The organism is Paenilisteria portnoyi, assembly GCF_014322795.1.
GTDB classification, from domain to species: domain Bacteria; phylum Bacillota; class Bacilli; order Lactobacillales; family Listeriaceae; genus Listeria_A; species Listeria_A portnoyi.
This window is the reverse complement of sequence record NZ_JAASTT010000003.1, coordinates 92,354-109,844: the sequence shown is the minus strand read 5'-3', so window position 1 is coordinate 109,844 and position 17,491 is coordinate 92,354. Positions and strand designations below refer to the sequence as shown.

Genomic DNA, 17,491 nt, shown 5'->3' with positions numbered 1-17,491 from the left:
TTACTCCTGTTCAGGGTTACGTAAATAGTAGCCTACTCCCCGTCGTGTTACAAGCCATGCTGGATGACTTGGATTATCTTCAATTTTCTCGCGTAAGCGGCGTACCGTCACGTCAACCGTCCGTACATCGCCAAAATAGTCATAACCCCAAACCGTTTGCAATAAATGTTCACGCGTCATAACTTGTCCCATGTGTTTCGCCAAATAATGCAGCAACTCGAATTCTCGGTGAGTCAGCTCAATCGTCTCGCCGCGTTTTGAAGCAACGTACGCATCCGGATGGATAATAAGCGAACCAATTTCCAGTTCACTGTTCTCTTCCTCTTCTACCGCAGCATTTCCAGCGGTACTATGTCGACGCAAATTCGCTTTCACACGCGCAATTAACTCACGATTACTAAACGGTTTCGTCACGTAATCATCCGCACCTAGCTCAAGGCCTAGCACCTTATCAATCTCTGAGTCTTTAGCAGTCACCATAATAATTGGCATATCATATTTTTTACGAACCTCACGACATACCTCAATACCGTCGCGCCCAGGCAACATAATATCAAGTAGAATCAAATCAGGTTGAATTTCCTCCACTAAATCAATCGCTTCATCACCATCATACGCGCAATATACGTCAAAACCTTCTTTATTTAAATTAAATTTCACAATATCAGCTATCGGTTTTTCATCATCTACAACTAGAATTTTCTTTTCGGCCATCTTTAACCAGTCCTCCCATTTCTAAAATCGCTCCATCGGCGATACCTTATATTTTTTGAGAAATAACCCTTATGTTGCAACTGAAAAATGTCTTTCTTTATGAGATAAATGAATGCTTTATTTCCCATGTAACAATCCCCGTCTGACTTATTTTCACTTTATCAAATGATAGACTATCACAATCATCATTATAACATAATATCTTCAGGATAGGAAAAGTTGGGAGGGAGAGTTGTACTTTCCTAAACAAAAACGCAGACATCCTAGGAAGGAGGCCTGCGCTATGTATTTTCTGTATTAATCAAATAATGGGCTTACTGACTCGTTTTTGTGTACGCGGACAATTGCTTCGCCAAGTAACGGTCCTACAGATAATTGTTCGATTTTGTCAATCCATTTATCTTCTGGTAAAACGAGCGAATTAGTCACGATTAATTTCTCAATCGCGGAATTATTAATGCGTTCAATCGCCGGACCTGATAGGACTGGATGTGAGCAACAAGCATATACTTTCGTTGCGCCACTTTCGATCAGAGCATTAGCTGCAAGCGTAATTGTACCTGCTGTATCAATGATATCATCAATCAAAATAGCCACTTTACCATCTACATTCCCAACGATATTCATTACTTCCGCCACATTGGGACGCGGACGACGTTTGTCAATAATCGCAATCGGCGCTTTCAAACGATCAGCCATCTTACGGGCTCTTGTTACACCGCCGTGATCTGGTGAAACAACAACTAAATCTTCATCGATATGATGCGAGCTGAAATAGTTTGATAGCAGACGAACCGCATTCAAGTGATCGATTGGAATATCAAAGAAACCTTGAATTTGCGGTGCATGAAGATCTAGTGTAATCATGCGTGTAGCGCCTGCTTTTTCAATTAGGTTAGCCACGAGTTTTGCCGTGATTGGCTCACGACTACGCGCTTTACGGTCTTGGCGAGCATAACCATAATACGGCATCACAATGTTAATTGTTTTTGCTGAAGCTCTCTTAAGTGCATCAATCATGATCAAAAGTTCCATCAGATTTTGGTTAACTGGAAAACCAGTGGATTGCACAACATACACGTGACAACCACGGATACTTTCTTCAATATTAATCTGAATTTCACCATCACTAAAATGGGTCACGCTGGACTTCCCTAAATTAATTCCTGCTACTTCCGCGATTTCCGCCGCTAGTGCTGGGTTGGAATTTAAAGAGAAAATTTTTAACTTTGGATCAAAATAATCGTTAGACATAATCAGCCTCCACATAGATTTTATATAATTTTTAAATGGGTGGGATTGCGCAATGGCAGCACCGAAGTACAACCCCACTCGCAAATGATTACTTACCGAAATTCAGTTTCCTTGCGTATCCTTCTTTATTTTCTTGCTTCACACGAGAAATAGCAAGGGCATCTTCTGGCACATTTTTTGTAACCGTTGTTCCTGCTGCTACAAAGGCACGATTACCAATTTTCACTGGTGCTACCAAGTTGGAGTTGCAACCAATAAAGACGTCATCGCCGATAATTGTTTTTGCCTTATTTTTGCCATCGTAATTCACTGCGATAGAACCGCAACCGATATTGACATTTTCACCGATTTCCGCATCACCCATATAGATAAAATGCGGGATTTTCGAGTTTTTGCCAATCGTTGCTTTCTTCGTTTCCACAAAGTTACCAATTTTCACGCCTTCACTGATTTCAGATTCAGGACGTAGGTGCGAATAAGGTCCAACTTGAACGTCATCGCCGACTTTGCTATCGTAAATAGAAGAATGTCTCACTTGCACACGTTCACCCAGAATCGCATTATCAAGCACACTCGCGCCTGTAATCTCGCAATCAGCACCGATAACCGTTTTCCCATGAATCGCCACGCTCGGTCCAACAACGGTATCTTGACCGATTTCAACATCGACGTCAATATAAGTATTTGCTGGATCAATCAACGTTACGCCATTGCGCATGTGGTTCTCATTGATTCGGTGACGCATAATTTCTTGCGCCTCTGCCAAAGCTACCCGATCATTAACACCAAGCGATTCCTTCGCATTCTCCATTCGGTAAGCCGCGACAACCTCATCTTCATCTTTTAAAATTTTGATAACGTCTGGTAAATAATATTCACCTTGCGCATTTTCGTTGGATACTTTTTCTAGTGCTTCAAACAAAGCTTGATTGTCAAAGCAATATGTTCCTGTGTTGATTTCATTCACGCGTTGCTCTTTTTCAGACGCATCTTTGTGCTCAACAATTTTCTCTACAATGCCTAAATCGTCCCGAATAATCCGTCCATATCCCGTTGGATCATCTAAAACAGTCGTTAAAATCGTTGCCTTGGCACGTTTTTCTTGATGATACTTCATTAAGTCTTCCATCGTATGACCTTGAATAAGCGGCGTATCACCACACACAACAAGCGTTACACCTTCTTTGTCACCAAGTACACTCTTCGCTTGCAAAACCGCGTGAGCCGTCCCCAACTGTTCCTCCTGCAAAGCAAACACACTTCTATCTTCCAAATGGGTCTGCACTTGTTCCGCACCGTGTCCAACAATCGTCACGACTTCATCCGGTTCAAGCTGACTGATTTGGTCTACAACATGTTCTACCATTGGTTTTCCACATACAGGATGCAAAACCTTATAAAGCTTCGACTTCATTCTTGTACCTTGCCCAGCCGCTAAAACAACCGCATATCTTTTCATCATTGACAAGACCCTCCAATTATCCACTATTCTTCATAATGATAATACCGTAAAAGCCGCTTTTTTTCAAGGTGTAAATAGAACCTAATCTTACACGCACTCGGAACAAATTGGCAGCAAGCGCTCGCATTGTTGGGGTTAGAGAGCAGACCTCAAAAAAAACAACCAGCGCTGGGCTGGTTGTTTGGATCTATATTATTAATTATTCCGCAGTTACTTCTTCTTCAACTGCTACGTCCTCTGATACAGCACTTGACTCTTCTTCGCCTACGCGAACATATTCAGCAAGTACAACCTCTTGGATTTTTCCACGAGTATCAGAATTGATTGGGTGGGCGATGTCACGGAACTCACCATCAACGCCACGTTTACTTGGCATTGCTACGAATAAACCGTTGTTGCCGTCAATAACACGGATATCATGAACAACAAATTCCTCATCTAAAGTTATGGAAGCAATAGCTCTCATTCTTCCATCAGTTTCTACACGACGTAATCTCACATCAGTTACTTGCATTATTAGTCACTCCTTATCCCATTTTGTCTTCTCATAGTTTCTTCGGGTTATTTTATCTTGTTACTTGGGACAAACATTAGTTTCCCTTTAGATTCGCTATTCACAACAAGTATTTACCCAGGTCCTATAAAAAGTAGTGTTTAGTCTTCATTTCCTTCTTCCGCTTCTGGTGTCGCTTCCTCTACTTCACTGACAACTTCATCAGCTTCCGCATAAGCAACTAAAACAGCGTCCTGAATTTTAGCACGAGTATCAGAATTAATTGGGTGAGCGATGTCACGAAACTCTCCATCCGGAGTACGTTTACTTGGCATTGCTACAAATAATCCATCATTACCATCAATCACGCGAATATCATGTACTACGAATTCACCGTCAATAGTAATTGAAGAAATAGCTTTCATTCTTCCATCAGTCTCAACTCGACGTAATCTCACATCTGTAATTTCCATTTTCTTCACCACCTTAGCTCTTGTTGACATGCTACTTGTTGATCCAACACACACGCAACATCATAAAGATAACACTAGAGAATTGTTCCCTCGACATTTCTCCCATACAAAAAGTAATCCATCGACCACTCCTTGTTCCCAAAAAGGAAAGCCCAGAATTTTTCTCTAACAACATCATAATAAAAAAAGCTAAATTTGACAACTTTGTGACTTCGTACATAAAAATGCTGTTTATAGTGCATTTTTTATTGACAAAAATGCATTGTTTTTTATAAACGGATAATTGTATACTATAAAATAATAATTTATAAAAAAAATCACAAATGACTGCCAGTATAACGTTTATATGCAGTGTTTAATACCCAATATTTCTTTCATTCTATAATATCCCAAGAGAAAAAGCCAAAAACAACCTATTTTTTAGTATACAAAAAACGGCGTATTGATCGTTTTTCATACTCCTTTTTGCACATCAATTTTTATTTATTTTTACAAACACGCCTGAATTATGACAGCTAGTAACATCCTTTATTTTTCATCTACAAGCATTGAAGTAAAAGGGTTTATCATACTTTTATAAACTTACATTTTAGGACGAAACACATTTTCCACAAGCATTCCCATCACAATTATGACAAACAGATTAAAAATATGTGACAACGCTATTTATGACATAAATTCAAACATTTAAGCCAAAAAAGGAATTTTAGACGCATTGTTATGTAGCTACATAATAAAAAAAGAGGATTATTTCACATAAATCCTCTTTTTTATATACATTATTCTGATCGCAACGCATCAATTGGACGCAATTTCGATGCTTTATTTGCTGGTGTAATACCAAAAATGACACCGATAAACATCGAGAATAGGAATGCACCAATGATCGTTGATGCGGTAATCCCTGATGGTATACCTGCAATGGAACCAAATGCAAGGGCTCCGGATACACCTATCGCAATTCCGATTAAACCACCGACAACACTGATAACGATAGATTCAATTAAGAATTGAGTCAAGATATCACGTTTTTTGGCACCTAAAGCTTTGCGGATACCAATTTCTCTTGTCCGTTCTGATACAGAAACGAGCATGATATTCATAATCCCGATTCCACCGACAACAAGAGATATACCAGCAATTGCTCCAAGCGCCGTTGTAAGCGTCGAACTTATCGTATCAAACGCATTTAAGATTTCTTGCTGATTAATAACTTGATACGGCGCCGATTCACCGCTTGCAGAGTCAGCTGCATTATAGTCAAAATGGATAGATAGACGTGATTCTAACGTATTAACAACACGATCTACATCATCTGCCGTATCCGTTTCTACATAAAACGTCCGGACATTCGTATCTTTTAGCATGCGTTGTGCTGCGGTCAAGGGCACAAATACTTGATCGTCACTCGACCCCATCATCGACGCACCTTTTTCTTTTAGAACGCCGACAACTTTATAAGGCATCCCATTTACGCGGATATATTCTCCTACCGGATCTGAGAAGCCGAATAAATCACTAGCTACATTTGGTCCAATGACAGCAATTTTTTGTCCATACTCGACATCAATCGGCAGTAAAAAGCGACCGGTATCTAGCTTCAATCCACGAGCATCTTTATACTGCTCATTTGTGCCGATAAGTTTCAAGTCTTTTGATTTATAGTCAAATGTTGCCTTGACTTGTCCCGAGAGTTCAGGAGAAACGCTTTTGACACCATCAATATTTTTATACTTCAGGACATCATCGTACGTAAATTTATCGTTAGGATTAGTCGATGTATTCATTACTGTCACCAAGTTCGAGCCTAGGTCTCCCATTTGGCTGTTGACTTGATCCGTCACACCTTTACCAAGCGATACTAGCAAAATAACCGAAGATACCCCGATAATAATTCCTAGCATTGTCAGAAATGAACGCATCTTGCTTGTTTTTAATTGCTTCCAGGCCATTTTCATACTTTGGCGGATCATTTTGCTACCCCCTCATTGAAAAGTTGACCATCTTGAATTCGAATCGTTCTCGTTCCGTAATTCGCGATATCCAGATCATGTGTAATCATTACGATTGTATTGCCAGCCTGATTCAGTTCTTGCAAAATCCCCATAACTTCTTTACCGGTTTTGGAATCAAGCGCCCCTGTTGGTTCATCGGCTAGCAAAATTTGCGGGTTAGCCGCAAGCGCACGTGCAATCGCGACACGTTGTTGTTGTCCACCAGACAATTGCGTTGGTAAATTCCGCTTCTTGTCTGTTAGTCCAACTTTACGAAGGCAATCCAGCGCAATTTCTTCTCGTTTCACAGCACCCATACCACCATAAATCAGTGGTAATTCGACGTTCTCAAGTGCCGATAATTTCGTCAATAAATTAAACTGTTGAAAAATAAATCCGATTTTCTTGTTACGAATAGCAGACAGTTTGTTATCGTTTAACGTTGCCACATCGACACCGTCCAAATGATATTCACCGGAATCTGGCACATCTAAGCAACCAATCATGTTCATCAAGGTTGACTTACCCGAGCCAGAAGGTCCGACAATCGCTAAAAATTCACCCTGTTCAACAGCAAGCGTTACATGGTCCAATGCCTTAAATGTCTCGCCGCCGAGTGTATATGTTTTCGTTAAATTTCTCATATCAATAAGTGGACTAGTCACGCGATCACCTCCTTGTTTGGTCTAGCTTTTAAAATCCTGGTTGTTGGGATGAATTGGATTTCGTTGGCAAAATGACTTCATCGCCTTTTTCTAGACCTTTCGTGATTTCCATATTATCTTCGTTGTGGAGCCCAGTCGTTACATATTGTTTTACTTCTTTTGTTGTCTCATTTTTCCCTTTTTTAGGAACGAGTACGTAATATTTGTCGTCATCATTTTTCTGAACTGCTTCAATTGGGACGTATAACGCATTTGCTTTTTCATTCACCAAAATAGAAGCATCAGCCGTCATCCCTGATTTTAAATCGGTACTATCATCGATTGAAATCGTCACTAAGAACGAAGACACACCGTTCATCACGGTTCCTTGTTCTGCAATTTCCTTCACTTTACCTGTGTATGTTTTGTCAGGAACTGCCGTCACGGAAATCTTAGCTTCTTGATCTTTCTTCACGTTCGGTACATCTAGCTCGTCCATTTGTACTTGTAGCTCTAATTCTTTGTAATCAGGCGCTTGTTGATTTTGCGGAACAATAGCCCCTGTTGCTGTCGCGTTAATTTTCATGTCCCCTTGCTTCACTTTTGTTGTCACAAGATCCTTCGTCGCTGTTGTATCCGATCCTGATTTAGATCCTAAAAATAATACTGCTCCTACTACGATTGCCGCGATAATCACGATGGCAATCAACCATTTAACCCATTTCTTCATGTGTGTTGCTCCTTCCAAATTAAGTAATTGTTTGTTAGCTCCCAGTATGTAGGTAAGCACTGCTATAAAAAAAGTTCATAAACATAAATATTCACTTCTCAAAATGTTCATGCGCCTTCTACAAGTCCCTATTGTAGCATAGATAAAATTAAAACCAGTCATACGGAGGTCGTATTTATCTGTTCATATTCCATTCATATAAAAAAACTAGAACGCTAAAACAGCATGACTCGCTGCCCCAGATTCTAGTCGTTATTTATTGATTTGGGTAGTTGAAATAATTGCCTTCTACCACTTCGATTTGTTTCTCTTTGACATCTACGTTCTTAATTTTCACTAAGGAGACGTAATCATCCACTAAGCGCTCTTCTGCGTATTCAGATTCCACCAAAACACCGATACCGACTAATTTGGCATTGAATTCTTCTAACAAATTCTTCATCCCGTTAATCGTTCCGCCCGCTTTCATGAAATCATCCACAATGACGACGTTTGATCCTTCTGGTAGACTGCGTTTCGAAAGTTCCATTTTCTCGATGCGTTTACTCGATCCCGACACGTAATTAATACTGACTGTCGATCCTTCCGTCACCTTGCTATCGCGACGCACAATGACAAACGGGACATTAAGATGTTCCGCCACGGCCTGCGCAATCGGAATCCCTTTTGTCGCCACCGTCATAATCGCGTCTATTTTTTGCTTATTAAATTTCGTCGCTAAAATTTTCCCGATTTGGCTTAACGTCACAGGCTCACCAAGTAAATCAGATAAATATAAGTAGCCACCTGGAAGTAAACGATTAGGTTCAGCGATGCGGTTACAGAGCGTCTGAACGAAATCCAGCACATCAGCATTATCTGCAATCGAAATGTATTTCACGCCACCAGCAGCGCCTGGAACAGTCTCAAGCGTACCGATGCCTCTATCTTCAAATGTTTTCTTTATGATCACTAAATCTTCACTAATAGATGATTTCGCAGAACTATAACGCTCAGCAAATAAAGTTAGTGGTACCAGTTTTCGTGGATGGCTCAGTAAAAACTGTGTCATATCAATCAAACGTTCACTACGCCGAATTTTCATATTGCTTCTTCTCCTCTTTTTAAAAATAGCTTTTCCAAACATTAGAACCTATTTCGCCCTTTTTGTACGTGTTTAACATCATTATAAAGGCTTTTTAGAGGAAAAGATAGTCATAGCTTGCCGTTCAAAATCACCACACACTAGATTCCTCTTATTTCATAACTTCTTTAAAGCTGACTACTTCCGCTCCAACCGATTTCAACGCTTCCTGCACCTCATCGGATGTTAGGAAAGTCAGCTCTTTTATCCGATAATCCGAATAAGAAGTCAAGCTGAGCATTGTTTCATCGATAAATGCTGGGTGACACATGAATTCCAACGTCTCCGTATCATGCTCGTGCGCCTTCACAACCTGTTTGACAACATCCGCTGTAATCCCATCTGCATAAAATTGATCAGAAAAACGATCCGTTGTTGGAATCCCCGTATAATCCGCATCATGTACAGAACGACGCAACCCAACTTGGTATTTTTTCGCTAATTTTTGCATAACTGGCAAAACAATAGGTTCGATAAGGTGATGCGTATCAAAATGGGAAATGGGAATGCCTGCTGCGAGAATTTTTTCGATTTGAGCGGTGAATTCACGCTCTACTTCTCCAAAATCAATCACATCCGCCGAACTTCTCAGCACGTCTTGCGCTAGAAATTTCCCCGACTCAGCAGTAAGGCTCGGAACATCCTTCAAAAGTGGGCTACCGAAAGTAAGCGTCAAATGCGCCCCGATATCGAGTCCTGGGTTTTCTTTCGCCACCTCAGCTCCTAAATCAAACGCTGGTGAATTCGCGAGCATTGTCGTCGATTTTACAACACCATGCTTATACGCCTCCAAAATTCCGTAAACGACACCTTTTGACAAACCAAAATCATCCGCATTAAAAATAACTTTCATCACTTCACGACTCCTTTATCATTTTTCTTCTTGCCAAGGTCTGACTAAATATACTTCCTCACAGAAGCCACACAAGCCGTTATAGACGCGTTTTGCTCTAGAGTACTGTTTTACAAGGGCAAACACTGTCGGCCCGCTACCACTCATTAAAGCCGTATCTGCGCCAAATTCCAGCATCTTCTCTTTGATTCGCTTCACTTCTGGGTGTTTCGCGAGCGTCACCGTCTCGAGCACATTCCCGATATTATCACAAATCCCCTCAAAACTGCCATCCCGAATCGCTTGAACCATTCCAGCCGTATTCGGATGCTCCACTTCGCCAACACGCAAGTCCCTGTACACACCTGGCGTCGAAACACTAATCGAAGGCTTCGCTAATACAATCCAGCAATTTGGCATCATTGGAAGCGGTTCAATAATCTCACCACGACCAGTCGCAAGCGCCGTTCCACCATATAAGCAGAACGGAATATCCGATCCTAGTTCCGCGCCTAAATCCGCAAGTTCCTCAAGCGTCAACTGCAAATCCCACAATTGATTCAATCCCTTAAGAGCCGCCGCCGCGTCACTACTACCACCCGCAAGCCCAGCCGCAACCGGAATACTTTTATCCAGCGTTATAGCCACACCTTGCTTCACTGAAAAACGTTCCTTCAAAAGCGCCGCCGCCTGAAACACCAGATTTCGCTTATCATCCGGAATAAAATGCGCCTTCACATCCAGTTTAATAATATCCTTTTCCAATAAAACTAACTGCAGACGATCCGCCAAGTCAATTGTAGTCATCACCATTTCAAGCTCATGATAATTATCTTTTCTCTTATATAGCGCATCCAATGACAAATTAATTTTCGCAGGTGCTTTCACATTTATTTTCATCATTTCTACAGCCTTTCTTAGGGAACATCCATCGTTCAACCCAAAGTAATAAGTTAGTAATTTCGCCTGACTTCAAGTTTGGTCACAGCTCCTCAAATCTTCTTTGTTTATTCTACCATAGCAACGCCCAAATATGTACTCCAAACTCAAAAAGACTTCTAAGCATACTGCAAAAGCATTAAGACTAGCTCAATTCCGAAGTTTACTCAAGATGTGAGCAGATAACCTCAATCATTCTTTTATTTTTTTGCGTAAGACATAAATTCTGCTTTACACAAATCGAGCGCTTGTCGCCGATTTATTTGTCATAGGCTCAACTCCCTAAGACATCAAAAAACCAGCCGGGTTGGCTGGTCTTGAGATATTAGTGATTAAAGTGCTAATTCTTTACTTACATCGTCGGTAAAGTCTAATTCTACAGTGTCTGTTAAAATGTCTGTATAACTATAGGATACTCTTTCGAAATTGTTCTCGTCTTGATCTAATTCAACAACAAAAACAGCTGGATAAGTTTCAGCTAACACGCCGCAACGCTCGATTGTTTTCTTACGTCCGCCGTTAGCTTTCAAAGTTAGTCTCGTTCCAAGTCTGGATTCAAGATTTTGTTTGATGCTTGCAATAGTTTTTGACATTTTGTACCCCCACCTCACTAATTTCCAGTATAGCATATCTAGGGCCAAAAATCAACAAACAAATATTTTAACAGCGAAACACCTCTGTGTCAACCACTAAGGTCGTCTTTTTATCATTTTTTCGCTATTTTCTCATAAAACTGTCAAGAAAATTACTTAAAGTCGCAAATTCAGGGATGTTAAGCGTTTCTCCGCGTCGTTTCACGTCGATACCAAGCGCAGCAAGTTCTGCTTCTAATTCTTCTTTTTGCGGTTTCAATTCCGGGAATCGGTTCACTAAATTATTCCATAATGTTTTACGTCGCTGTGCAAATGCCGAACGCGTAATATCGAAAAAGAAGGTTTCATCATTCACTTGGGCTGGTGGTTCCGAGCGTCGTTTTAGATGAATAATCGCTGAGTCTACATTTGGTTGTGGCATGAATACCGTTTTTGGCACGATAAAGGAAAGCTCAGCCTCCATGTAATACTGTATCGCGATCGATAAGCTCCCGTATGCCTTTGTACTTGGTTTTGCTGAAATCCGATCTGCTACTTCCTTTTGTAGCATAAAAGTCATGCTAGACACTGGTAAGTCCTCATGAAGCAATTGCAAAATAATCGGCGTTGTCACATAATACGGCAAGTTTGCAACTACTTTCACGGGTTTCGCTCGATCCGGAAGTTTCTCTGTAATCATCCCCCCGACATCGACTTTCAAAATGTCTTCGTTCACGACTTCTATATTGTCGTAAGCTGCGAGCGTATCTGGCAAAATGGACATCAAGCGCTGGTCAATCTCAAAAGCTAATACGCGCTTAGATGTGCGCGCTAGATGTTCCGTAAGTGCTCCGATACCAGGCCCAATTTCAATAACATCCGTTTCTTTATCCAGTTCCGCCGTCTCCGTGATTCGTCTCAAAATATTACTGTCAATCAAAAAATTCTGGCCTAGACTTTTCTTGAATAGAAAATCATATTTTTTCAGGATCTCTTTTGTACGGCCTGGTGTTGCGATATCTTTACTCATTCGTCTCCTCCTGCACTACTTCGCTCCATGCGGCTTCAAATTGTTCTTTTGTAATGCCAAACATGCGTAGTCTTGCTTGCAATTGTTTGCCGTTGGTGTAACCTATTTTAAGGATTTCTCCTAGCTTTTGTCGTTTTGCTTTCGCGCCTGCTCCACCCATCAGACCAAGCATCACAAGCCGATCATAATCGATATCACTCGTCTGGACGCGTTCATCACTTGTATGAAAATGTTCCAACGCCTCGCGAATTTTTTCTGGCGTGGCATGTTCTACGCCTAAACCACGACCATATTTCGGTAGTGCATCACTGCGTTTAATAAAAGCGTGATGGCATCCTGGAACTGCTGCATCGATTTGCTTGCGTATTTTTTCACCTGGGAAATCGGGATCGGTTAGTATAATTACACCGCGTTTTTCTTTTGCATGGCGAATTTTCTCAATGGTCATAGCGGATAGAGCTGAGCCGTTCGTTTCGATTGTGTCTGCGTCTACTGCGCGGTGTATTGCGGTCGTATCATCTCGGCCCTCAACAACAATGACTTCATGAATCACTAACTTCTCCATACAAAACGTCCCTTCTCTTAATCAGTATTTCTATCATACCATAAAATTCGAAAAAGCAGAACCCGCTTTGTTTCGCACAAAAAAAACAGGAAGAACACCTTGAGTGGCGCGCCTCCTGCTTTGTATATACTTATTAATCCAAAATTGTTACAGTAACTTGGCGACGTCCCCAAGTATAACATTGGCTCTCATCTGCAAAATAAACGTCTACGATATTCCCTTTAATCGCGCCGCCAGTATCTCCTGCAATTGCTTCTCCGTAACCTGACACATAAACTCTAGAGCCTAGTGGAATTACGCTTGGATCTACCGCAACTACTTTTAAGCCTGGGTTTGCTGTTAAATTAATACCTGTCGCTGTTGTACCGCCACCTGAATAAGCTGTTGATTCCATCGTGAACGTTTTACCGCCTGATGATGGCTTACTACTAACAGTGGAAGAGCTACTTTGAGAAGATGATGAGCTCGATGTTGCAGCTTTTGATGTTGTGGCTTTTTTAGAAGATTTAGCTGGGGCATTGCTGATTGCAGTTACCACTGGCTCTTCTTTCGTACCACGAACAATGATTTTATCTTCTGGTTTTGCTGTTACTTGTTCTGCAAGGAGTTTGCGTTGTTTTTCTTTACCGTTCTCCATAACAACATCATACTTGGCAACTTTCTCGCCAACTTTCCCTGCTTGTACTACTTTTTCTTCGCCTTTTTCAAGAGAAGCATCTTCTTTTACTACAGTTTTAAAAGCGACTTTGGATTTCTTTTCATCGGTTTTTTTGTCTACATATGTAACAACAACCGTCATATTTGGAGTAAGTTTCGCCGTTTTTACTGGCAATACTTTATCATGAGCATCCAATTTAATATTTTTCTCTGCCAATAAATCTGCTACTGTATCTTTTGTTGTCCACGTTACTTCTTTCTTCGCACCATTTTGAATTGCTAGAGCAACAGCACGGTCGATTTTAACTTCCATGTTTGCGGCTACTTTGTCATCCAATGAAACGTTTAAAGCATCTTGCGGATGTGTCGTAATATTTTCATCCTTCAGTACTTCGGCAACTGTGTCTTTTGTTGTCCACACATTCGCTTCTTTACCTTCGTCATTAATTGTAACTTCTTTAGCTGGAATGTAAGCAATCTTCATTCCGTCTTTTACAGCTGTATTTTTGGAATAAGACAGTTCGTCATGTTTTCCAACTTTTACACCTTCGTCATTTAGTACTTCTCCAACTGTTTTTGCGTGCGTGCTAACTTTCGTAACCTCGCCTGCTTTTACAATCGTGATATCGTTTTTAGTTCCCTCGAAAACGAAATAAAAAACCAATGCTATGACAATAACAAACGCGCCAATCATTATTGGTAAACGCCATTTTGATTTTTGGCTTGCGTTACTGCTAGTTTCCATGGTCATGTATTTCTCCCCTTTCTAACTTCTGTTGTGATTATATACAGGGGACGAAAGAACTGTCAACGAATTATCATAAAAAGATTTCTAGACAAAAAACAACTATTCCATCGTTGGTATAGAGCCATTGCGAAACCTTTTTATTACATTCTATGTCTAATGTGTCAGTTATATTTCAGCAAAGTCAGCCTCTAGTCGTAGGCATAATAGCGCGGATTATTAAAGATTTCTTAAACTTTATTTTTCGCTTGCTTAAGATTCCGTTACAAAGTTCAGGTAATATTACAGTTTGATGACAAAAATCAACTTAATCGGAACAGCCGATTTGCATTTTCTGTTGTGTAGCGGGCGATTTCCTCATATTTCAGTTCTTTTAATTCTGCAAGCTTTTCGGCAACAAGCTTGACGTAACTCGGCTCATTTCTTTTACCCCGATTTGGGTGCGGAGCGAGATATGGAGCATCGGTTTCAATTAAAATCTTGTCTAATGGTGCTGATTCTGCTGCAATTTTTGGTAATTTTGCGTTTTTAAAGGTAACTGTTCCACCAAATGAGATGTAGAAATTCATAGCTAAACACGCTTCCATTACTTCCACCGTTTCGCCAAAACAGTGCATAATTCCACCAACTTCTGACGCGTTTTCTTCTTGTAAAATACGAACGACATCTTCCGTTGCTTCCCGATTGTGAATCACGATAGGAAGTTGTACTTCTTTTGCCAATCTAATTTGCTGACGGAATACCTCAAACTGAGTTTCTTTTGGCGACGTATCCCAATGATAATCCAAACCCATTTCGCCAAGTGCGACAACTTTTGGATTTTTGGCTAGTTCGCGTAGCCATTCTAGTTTTTCAGGAGTAAAAGTGATAGCGTCTGTTGGGTGCCATCCGACAATGAGGTAAATAAAATCATATTTATCGGCAAGTTCCAGTGCACGATTGATTGTTTCTTCGTTAAAACCGACAACTGCCATCCGCGAAACATCATTTTCCTTGGCGCGCGCGATAACTTCTTCCAGATCTTCGTTAAATGCATCATCATTTAAGTGTACATGTGTATCAAAAAGCATTTTTATCCCTCATTTCTTTATTTTCAACAGGCAGAATGTCGACTTTCTTCTATAGAATAGTATAACTACTTTTCCTGTTTTGCGAATGTATTATATTACTATAGAAGAAAGTCGTTTTTTTGTAAAAGTAAAGGCGGGTTCCTTAGAATCCCACCTCACAATTATTATTTCACTTTCGCACCGTTTGGAAGGGCGCTGTTTGCTTCGATTATTTGTAATTTGCCATCTTTTTCGCCAGATAGAATCATGCCTTCACTCATTAAACCACGTAGTTTTACTGGTTTTAAGTTCGCTACAACAATGACTTTTTTGCCAAGGAGTTCTTCTGGTTCGTAGAATTCCGCGATACCTGATAGAACTTGGCGCAGTTTTCCTTCGCCTAGGTCCAATTGGAAGCAAAGCAGTTTGTCGGCTTTTTTGACTTTCTCTACTTGCTTGACTTCTCCCACTCGTAAATCAATTTTGTCAAAGTCCTCAATGCCGATTTCTGGTGTTTCAAGCGAGACGACAGTTGGTTCTTCTGCTATCGGCGCCACCACCGTTGCCTTCATTTGCTCTTGGATGTACGCCACTTCTTCCGCTGCATCTAGACGCGGGAAAATCGGCGTTCCTTTTGCGACTACTTTTGTACCTGCCGGAATTTTGCCATAGCCTGTGATTGAGGACCAGTCTTTTAGCGCTTCATCGGTAATTCCTAGTTGCGTGAAAATACCTTCTGGGCATTGCGTTAAGAATGGTTTCAACATCACAGCGATGATTCGTAAATTCTCAGCTAGGTGAGTCATAACACTTGCTAACTCATCGCGGTTCGCTTCCTCTTTCGCTAGAACCCAAGGCGCTGTTTCGTCAATGTATTTATTCGTACGGCTGACAAAAGTCCATAACTGGGAAAGTACCACTGAAAATTGCATCGTTTCCATATTTGTTTCATATTCTTTTAGAACATTATCTTTAAAAATCTCTAATTCACCGTCAAAAGGTGTTACATTGCCTTGATAAGCTGGAATTTCACCATCAAAATATTTATTTATCATCGCAACAGTCCGATTTAAAAGGTTGCCCAGATCGTTTGCTAAATCATAATTCACGCGGTCGACGAAATCTTCTGGTGTGAATAAGCCGTCAGAGCCAAACGGAACTTCGCGTAATAGGTAATAGCGCAGCGCATCCAAGCCATAACGGTCAATCAGCATATACGGATCGACAACGTTACCTTTTGACTTCGACATTTTGCCGTCTTTCATTAAAATCCAACCGTGTCCGAAAATTTTCTTCGGTAGTGGTAAATCAAGCGCCATCAGGATAATTGGCCAGTAAATCGTATGGAAGCGCACAATCTCCTTTCCGATGATATGAACGTCTGCCGGCCAGTATTTGTTGAAATCCGCATCGTCTTCTGAACCATACCCAAGTGCTGTTATGTAGTTAGAAAGCGCGTCAATCCACACATAAACAACATGTTTCGCGTCTCCTGGAACCTTAATTCCCCAATCAAAAGTTGTTCTGGAAACGGCTAAATCTTCTAAACCTGGCTTGATGAAATTGTTAATCATCTCGTTTTTGCGTGATTCTGGTAGGATGAATTCTGGATTGTCATTATAATAAGCAAGTAAACGATCAGCATATTTACTCATCCGGAAGAAATACGACTCTTCTTTCACAAGCTCGACTTCATTGCCACTTGGTGCTTTTCCGCCAATCACTTTGCCATTTTCGTCGCGGTATACTTCTTCTAGCTGTGTTTCTGTGAAATATTCTTCATCTGAAACGGAGTACCAACCTTCATATTGACCAAGATAAATATCGTCTTGATCCAGCAACTGCTGAAAAATCTTCGCAACGCCATCTTTATGACGCGGTTCTGTTGTGCGAATAAAATCGGTATTGGTAATCTCAAGTTTCTTCCACAAATCTTGGAAGCCCGCCGCGATATCGTCCACATAACTTTGCGGTGAAATATTTCGCTCTTCTGCTTTTTGTTGGATTTTTTGGCCGTGCTCGTCTGTTCCAGTTAAATAGAAAACGTCGAATCCTCTCAAACGTTTGTAACGCGCCATAGCATCTCCTGCAACCGTTGTATACGCATGCCCAATATGAGCCTTTCCACTTGGATAATAAATCGGAGTCGTAATATAAAATGTATTATTCTCTTTTGGCAATCTAATCCTCTCCCATTCCTCCGCCGAAAATCAGT

The 17,491-nt window shown here is 40.8% G+C and carries 17 protein-coding genes; all 17 read right to left on the bottom strand.

The features are described from left to right. Positions 1-714: a response regulator YycF gene (gene yycF / locus HCJ66_RS03320; RefSeq protein WP_187131874.1), complete on the bottom strand. Its 714-nt coding sequence runs from the start codon at positions 712-714 to the stop codon at positions 1-3. A gap of 297 nt (positions 715-1,011) precedes the next feature. Next, positions 1,012-1,968 carry a ribose-phosphate diphosphokinase gene (locus HCJ66_RS03315; RefSeq protein WP_036082163.1) on the bottom strand — a complete coding sequence of 319 codons (957 nt, stop codon included), beginning with the start codon at positions 1,966-1,968 and terminating at the stop codon, positions 1,012-1,014. Between the two features lie 88 nt (positions 1,969-2,056). Continuing rightward, positions 2,057-3,430 carry a bifunctional UDP-N-acetylglucosamine diphosphorylase/glucosamine-1-phosphate N-acetyltransferase GlmU gene (glmU, locus tag HCJ66_RS03310; RefSeq protein WP_187131873.1) on the bottom strand — a complete coding sequence of 458 codons (1,374 nt, stop codon included), beginning with the start codon at positions 3,428-3,430 and terminating at the stop codon, positions 2,057-2,059. A gap of 199 nt (positions 3,431-3,629) precedes the next feature. Then, on the bottom strand, positions 3,630-3,944 hold the full coding sequence (gene spoVG, locus HCJ66_RS03305) for a septation regulator SpoVG (RefSeq protein WP_036061445.1): 315 nt from the start codon (positions 3,942-3,944) through the stop codon (positions 3,630-3,632). A 140-nt stretch (positions 3,945-4,084) separates the two neighbouring features. Beyond that, positions 4,085-4,396, bottom strand: a complete 312-nt coding sequence (gene spoVG / locus HCJ66_RS03300) for a septation regulator SpoVG (protein ID WP_187131872.1) — start codon at positions 4,394-4,396, stop codon at positions 4,085-4,087. 779 nt (positions 4,397-5,175) lie between these two features. Next, complete coding sequence (locus HCJ66_RS03295; protein ID WP_187131871.1) at positions 5,176-6,369, bottom strand: ABC transporter permease; 1,194 nt, start codon at positions 6,367-6,369, stop codon at positions 5,176-5,178. After that, complete coding sequence (locus HCJ66_RS03290) at positions 6,366-7,055, bottom strand: ATP-binding cassette domain-containing protein (RefSeq protein ID WP_187131870.1); 690 nt, start codon at positions 7,053-7,055, stop codon at positions 6,366-6,368. Before HCJ66_RS03290 ends, HCJ66_RS03295 begins: the two co-directional genes overlap by 4 nt. A 28-nt stretch (positions 7,056-7,083) precedes the next feature. Then, the gene (locus HCJ66_RS03285) at positions 7,084-7,764 is read right to left on the bottom strand and encodes an efflux RND transporter periplasmic adaptor subunit (RefSeq protein ID WP_187131869.1); all 681 of its coding nucleotides are present in this window, start codon (positions 7,762-7,764) and stop codon (positions 7,084-7,086) included. A 256-nt stretch (positions 7,765-8,020) separates the two neighbouring features. Beyond that, the gene (gene purR / locus HCJ66_RS03280; RefSeq protein WP_181677114.1) at positions 8,021-8,848 is read right to left on the bottom strand and encodes a pur operon repressor; all 828 of its coding nucleotides are present in this window, start codon (positions 8,846-8,848) and stop codon (positions 8,021-8,023) included. A 151-nt stretch (positions 8,849-8,999) separates the two neighbouring features. Beyond that, positions 9,000-9,740, bottom strand: a complete 741-nt coding sequence (gene chbG, locus HCJ66_RS03275) for a chitin disaccharide deacetylase (RefSeq protein ID WP_187131868.1) — start codon at positions 9,738-9,740, stop codon at positions 9,000-9,002. A gap of 18 nt (positions 9,741-9,758) precedes the next feature. Further along, positions 9,759-10,619, bottom strand: coding sequence for a 4-(cytidine 5'-diphospho)-2-C-methyl-D-erythritol kinase (gene ispE, locus HCJ66_RS03270; protein WP_187131988.1), 861 nt, complete (start codon positions 10,617-10,619; stop codon positions 9,759-9,761). A 371-nt stretch (positions 10,620-10,990) separates the two neighbouring features. Beyond that, a complete protein-coding gene (gene veg, locus HCJ66_RS03265; RefSeq protein WP_036060632.1) occupies positions 10,991-11,251 on the bottom strand; it encodes a biofilm formation stimulator Veg in 261 nt (86 codons plus the stop codon). Positions 11,252-11,375: 124 nt separating this feature from the next. Then, a complete protein-coding gene (rsmA, locus tag HCJ66_RS03260; protein WP_187131867.1) occupies positions 11,376-12,260 on the bottom strand; it encodes a 16S rRNA (adenine(1518)-N(6)/adenine(1519)-N(6))-dimethyltransferase RsmA in 885 nt (294 codons plus the stop codon). Beyond that, complete coding sequence (rnmV, locus tag HCJ66_RS03255; RefSeq protein ID WP_187131866.1) at positions 12,253-12,825, bottom strand: ribonuclease M5; 573 nt, start codon at positions 12,823-12,825, stop codon at positions 12,253-12,255. Before rnmV ends, rsmA begins: the two co-directional genes overlap by 8 nt. Positions 12,826-12,958: 133 nt before the next feature. Continuing rightward, on the bottom strand, positions 12,959-14,233 hold the full coding sequence (locus HCJ66_RS03250; RefSeq protein WP_187131865.1) for a G5 and 3D domain-containing protein: 1,275 nt from the start codon (positions 14,231-14,233) through the stop codon (positions 12,959-12,961). Between the two features lie 296 nt (positions 14,234-14,529). Next, the gene (locus HCJ66_RS03245; RefSeq protein WP_187131864.1) at positions 14,530-15,297 is read right to left on the bottom strand and encodes a TatD family hydrolase; all 768 of its coding nucleotides are present in this window, start codon (positions 15,295-15,297) and stop codon (positions 14,530-14,532) included. 164 nt (positions 15,298-15,461) lie between these two features. Continuing rightward, positions 15,462-17,456: a methionine--tRNA ligase gene (gene metG / locus HCJ66_RS03240; RefSeq protein ID WP_187131863.1), complete on the bottom strand. Its 1,995-nt coding sequence runs from the start codon at positions 17,454-17,456 to the stop codon at positions 15,462-15,464. Between the last annotated feature and the right edge of the window lie 35 nt (positions 17,457-17,491).

Excerpts from the sequence above, each read along its gene's own strand:
- chbG (WP_187131868.1), bottom strand. The coding sequence starts at position 9,740 with ATGAAAGTTATTTTTAATGCGGATGATTTTGGTTTGTCAAAAGGTGTC.
- ispE (WP_187131988.1), bottom strand. The coding sequence starts at position 10,619 with ATGAAAATAAATGTGAAAGCACCTGCGAAAATTAATTTGTCATTGGAT.
- spoVG (WP_036061445.1), bottom strand. The coding sequence starts at position 3,944 with ATGCAAGTAACTGATGTGAGATTACGTCGTGTAGAAACTGATGGAAGA.
- glmU (WP_187131873.1), bottom strand. The coding sequence starts at position 3,430 with ATGATGAAAAGATATGCGGTTGTTTTAGCGGCTGGGCAAGGTACAAGA.
- HCJ66_RS03245 (WP_187131864.1), bottom strand. The coding sequence starts at position 15,297 with ATGCTTTTTGATACACATGTACACTTAAATGATGATGCATTTAACGAA.
- veg (WP_036060632.1), bottom strand. The coding sequence starts at position 11,251 with ATGTCAAAAACTATTGCAAGCATCAAACAAAATCTTGAATCCAGACTT.
- HCJ66_RS03250 (WP_187131865.1), bottom strand. The coding sequence starts at position 14,233 with ATGACCATGGAAACTAGCAGTAACGCAAGCCAAAAATCAAAATGGCGT.
- HCJ66_RS03295 (WP_187131871.1), bottom strand. The coding sequence starts at position 6,369 with ATGATCCGCCAAAGTATGAAAATGGCCTGGAAGCAATTAAAAACAAGC.
- rnmV (WP_187131866.1), bottom strand. The coding sequence starts at position 12,825 with ATGGAGAAGTTAGTGATTCATGAAGTCATTGTTGTTGAGGGCCGAGAT.
- spoVG (WP_187131872.1), bottom strand. The coding sequence starts at position 4,396 with ATGGAAATTACAGATGTGAGATTACGTCGAGTTGAGACTGATGGAAGA.
- yycF (WP_187131874.1), bottom strand. The coding sequence starts at position 714 with ATGGCCGAAAAGAAAATTCTAGTTGTAGATGATGAAAAACCGATAGCT.
- HCJ66_RS03285 (WP_187131869.1), bottom strand. The coding sequence starts at position 7,764 with ATGAAGAAATGGGTTAAATGGTTGATTGCCATCGTGATTATCGCGGCA.
- HCJ66_RS03315 (WP_036082163.1), bottom strand. The coding sequence starts at position 1,968 with ATGTCTAACGATTATTTTGATCCAAAGTTAAAAATTTTCTCTTTAAAT.
- purR (WP_181677114.1), bottom strand. The coding sequence starts at position 8,848 with ATGAAAATTCGGCGTAGTGAACGTTTGATTGATATGACACAGTTTTTA.
- rsmA (WP_187131867.1), bottom strand. The coding sequence starts at position 12,260 with ATGAGTAAAGATATCGCAACACCAGGCCGTACAAAAGAGATCCTGAAA.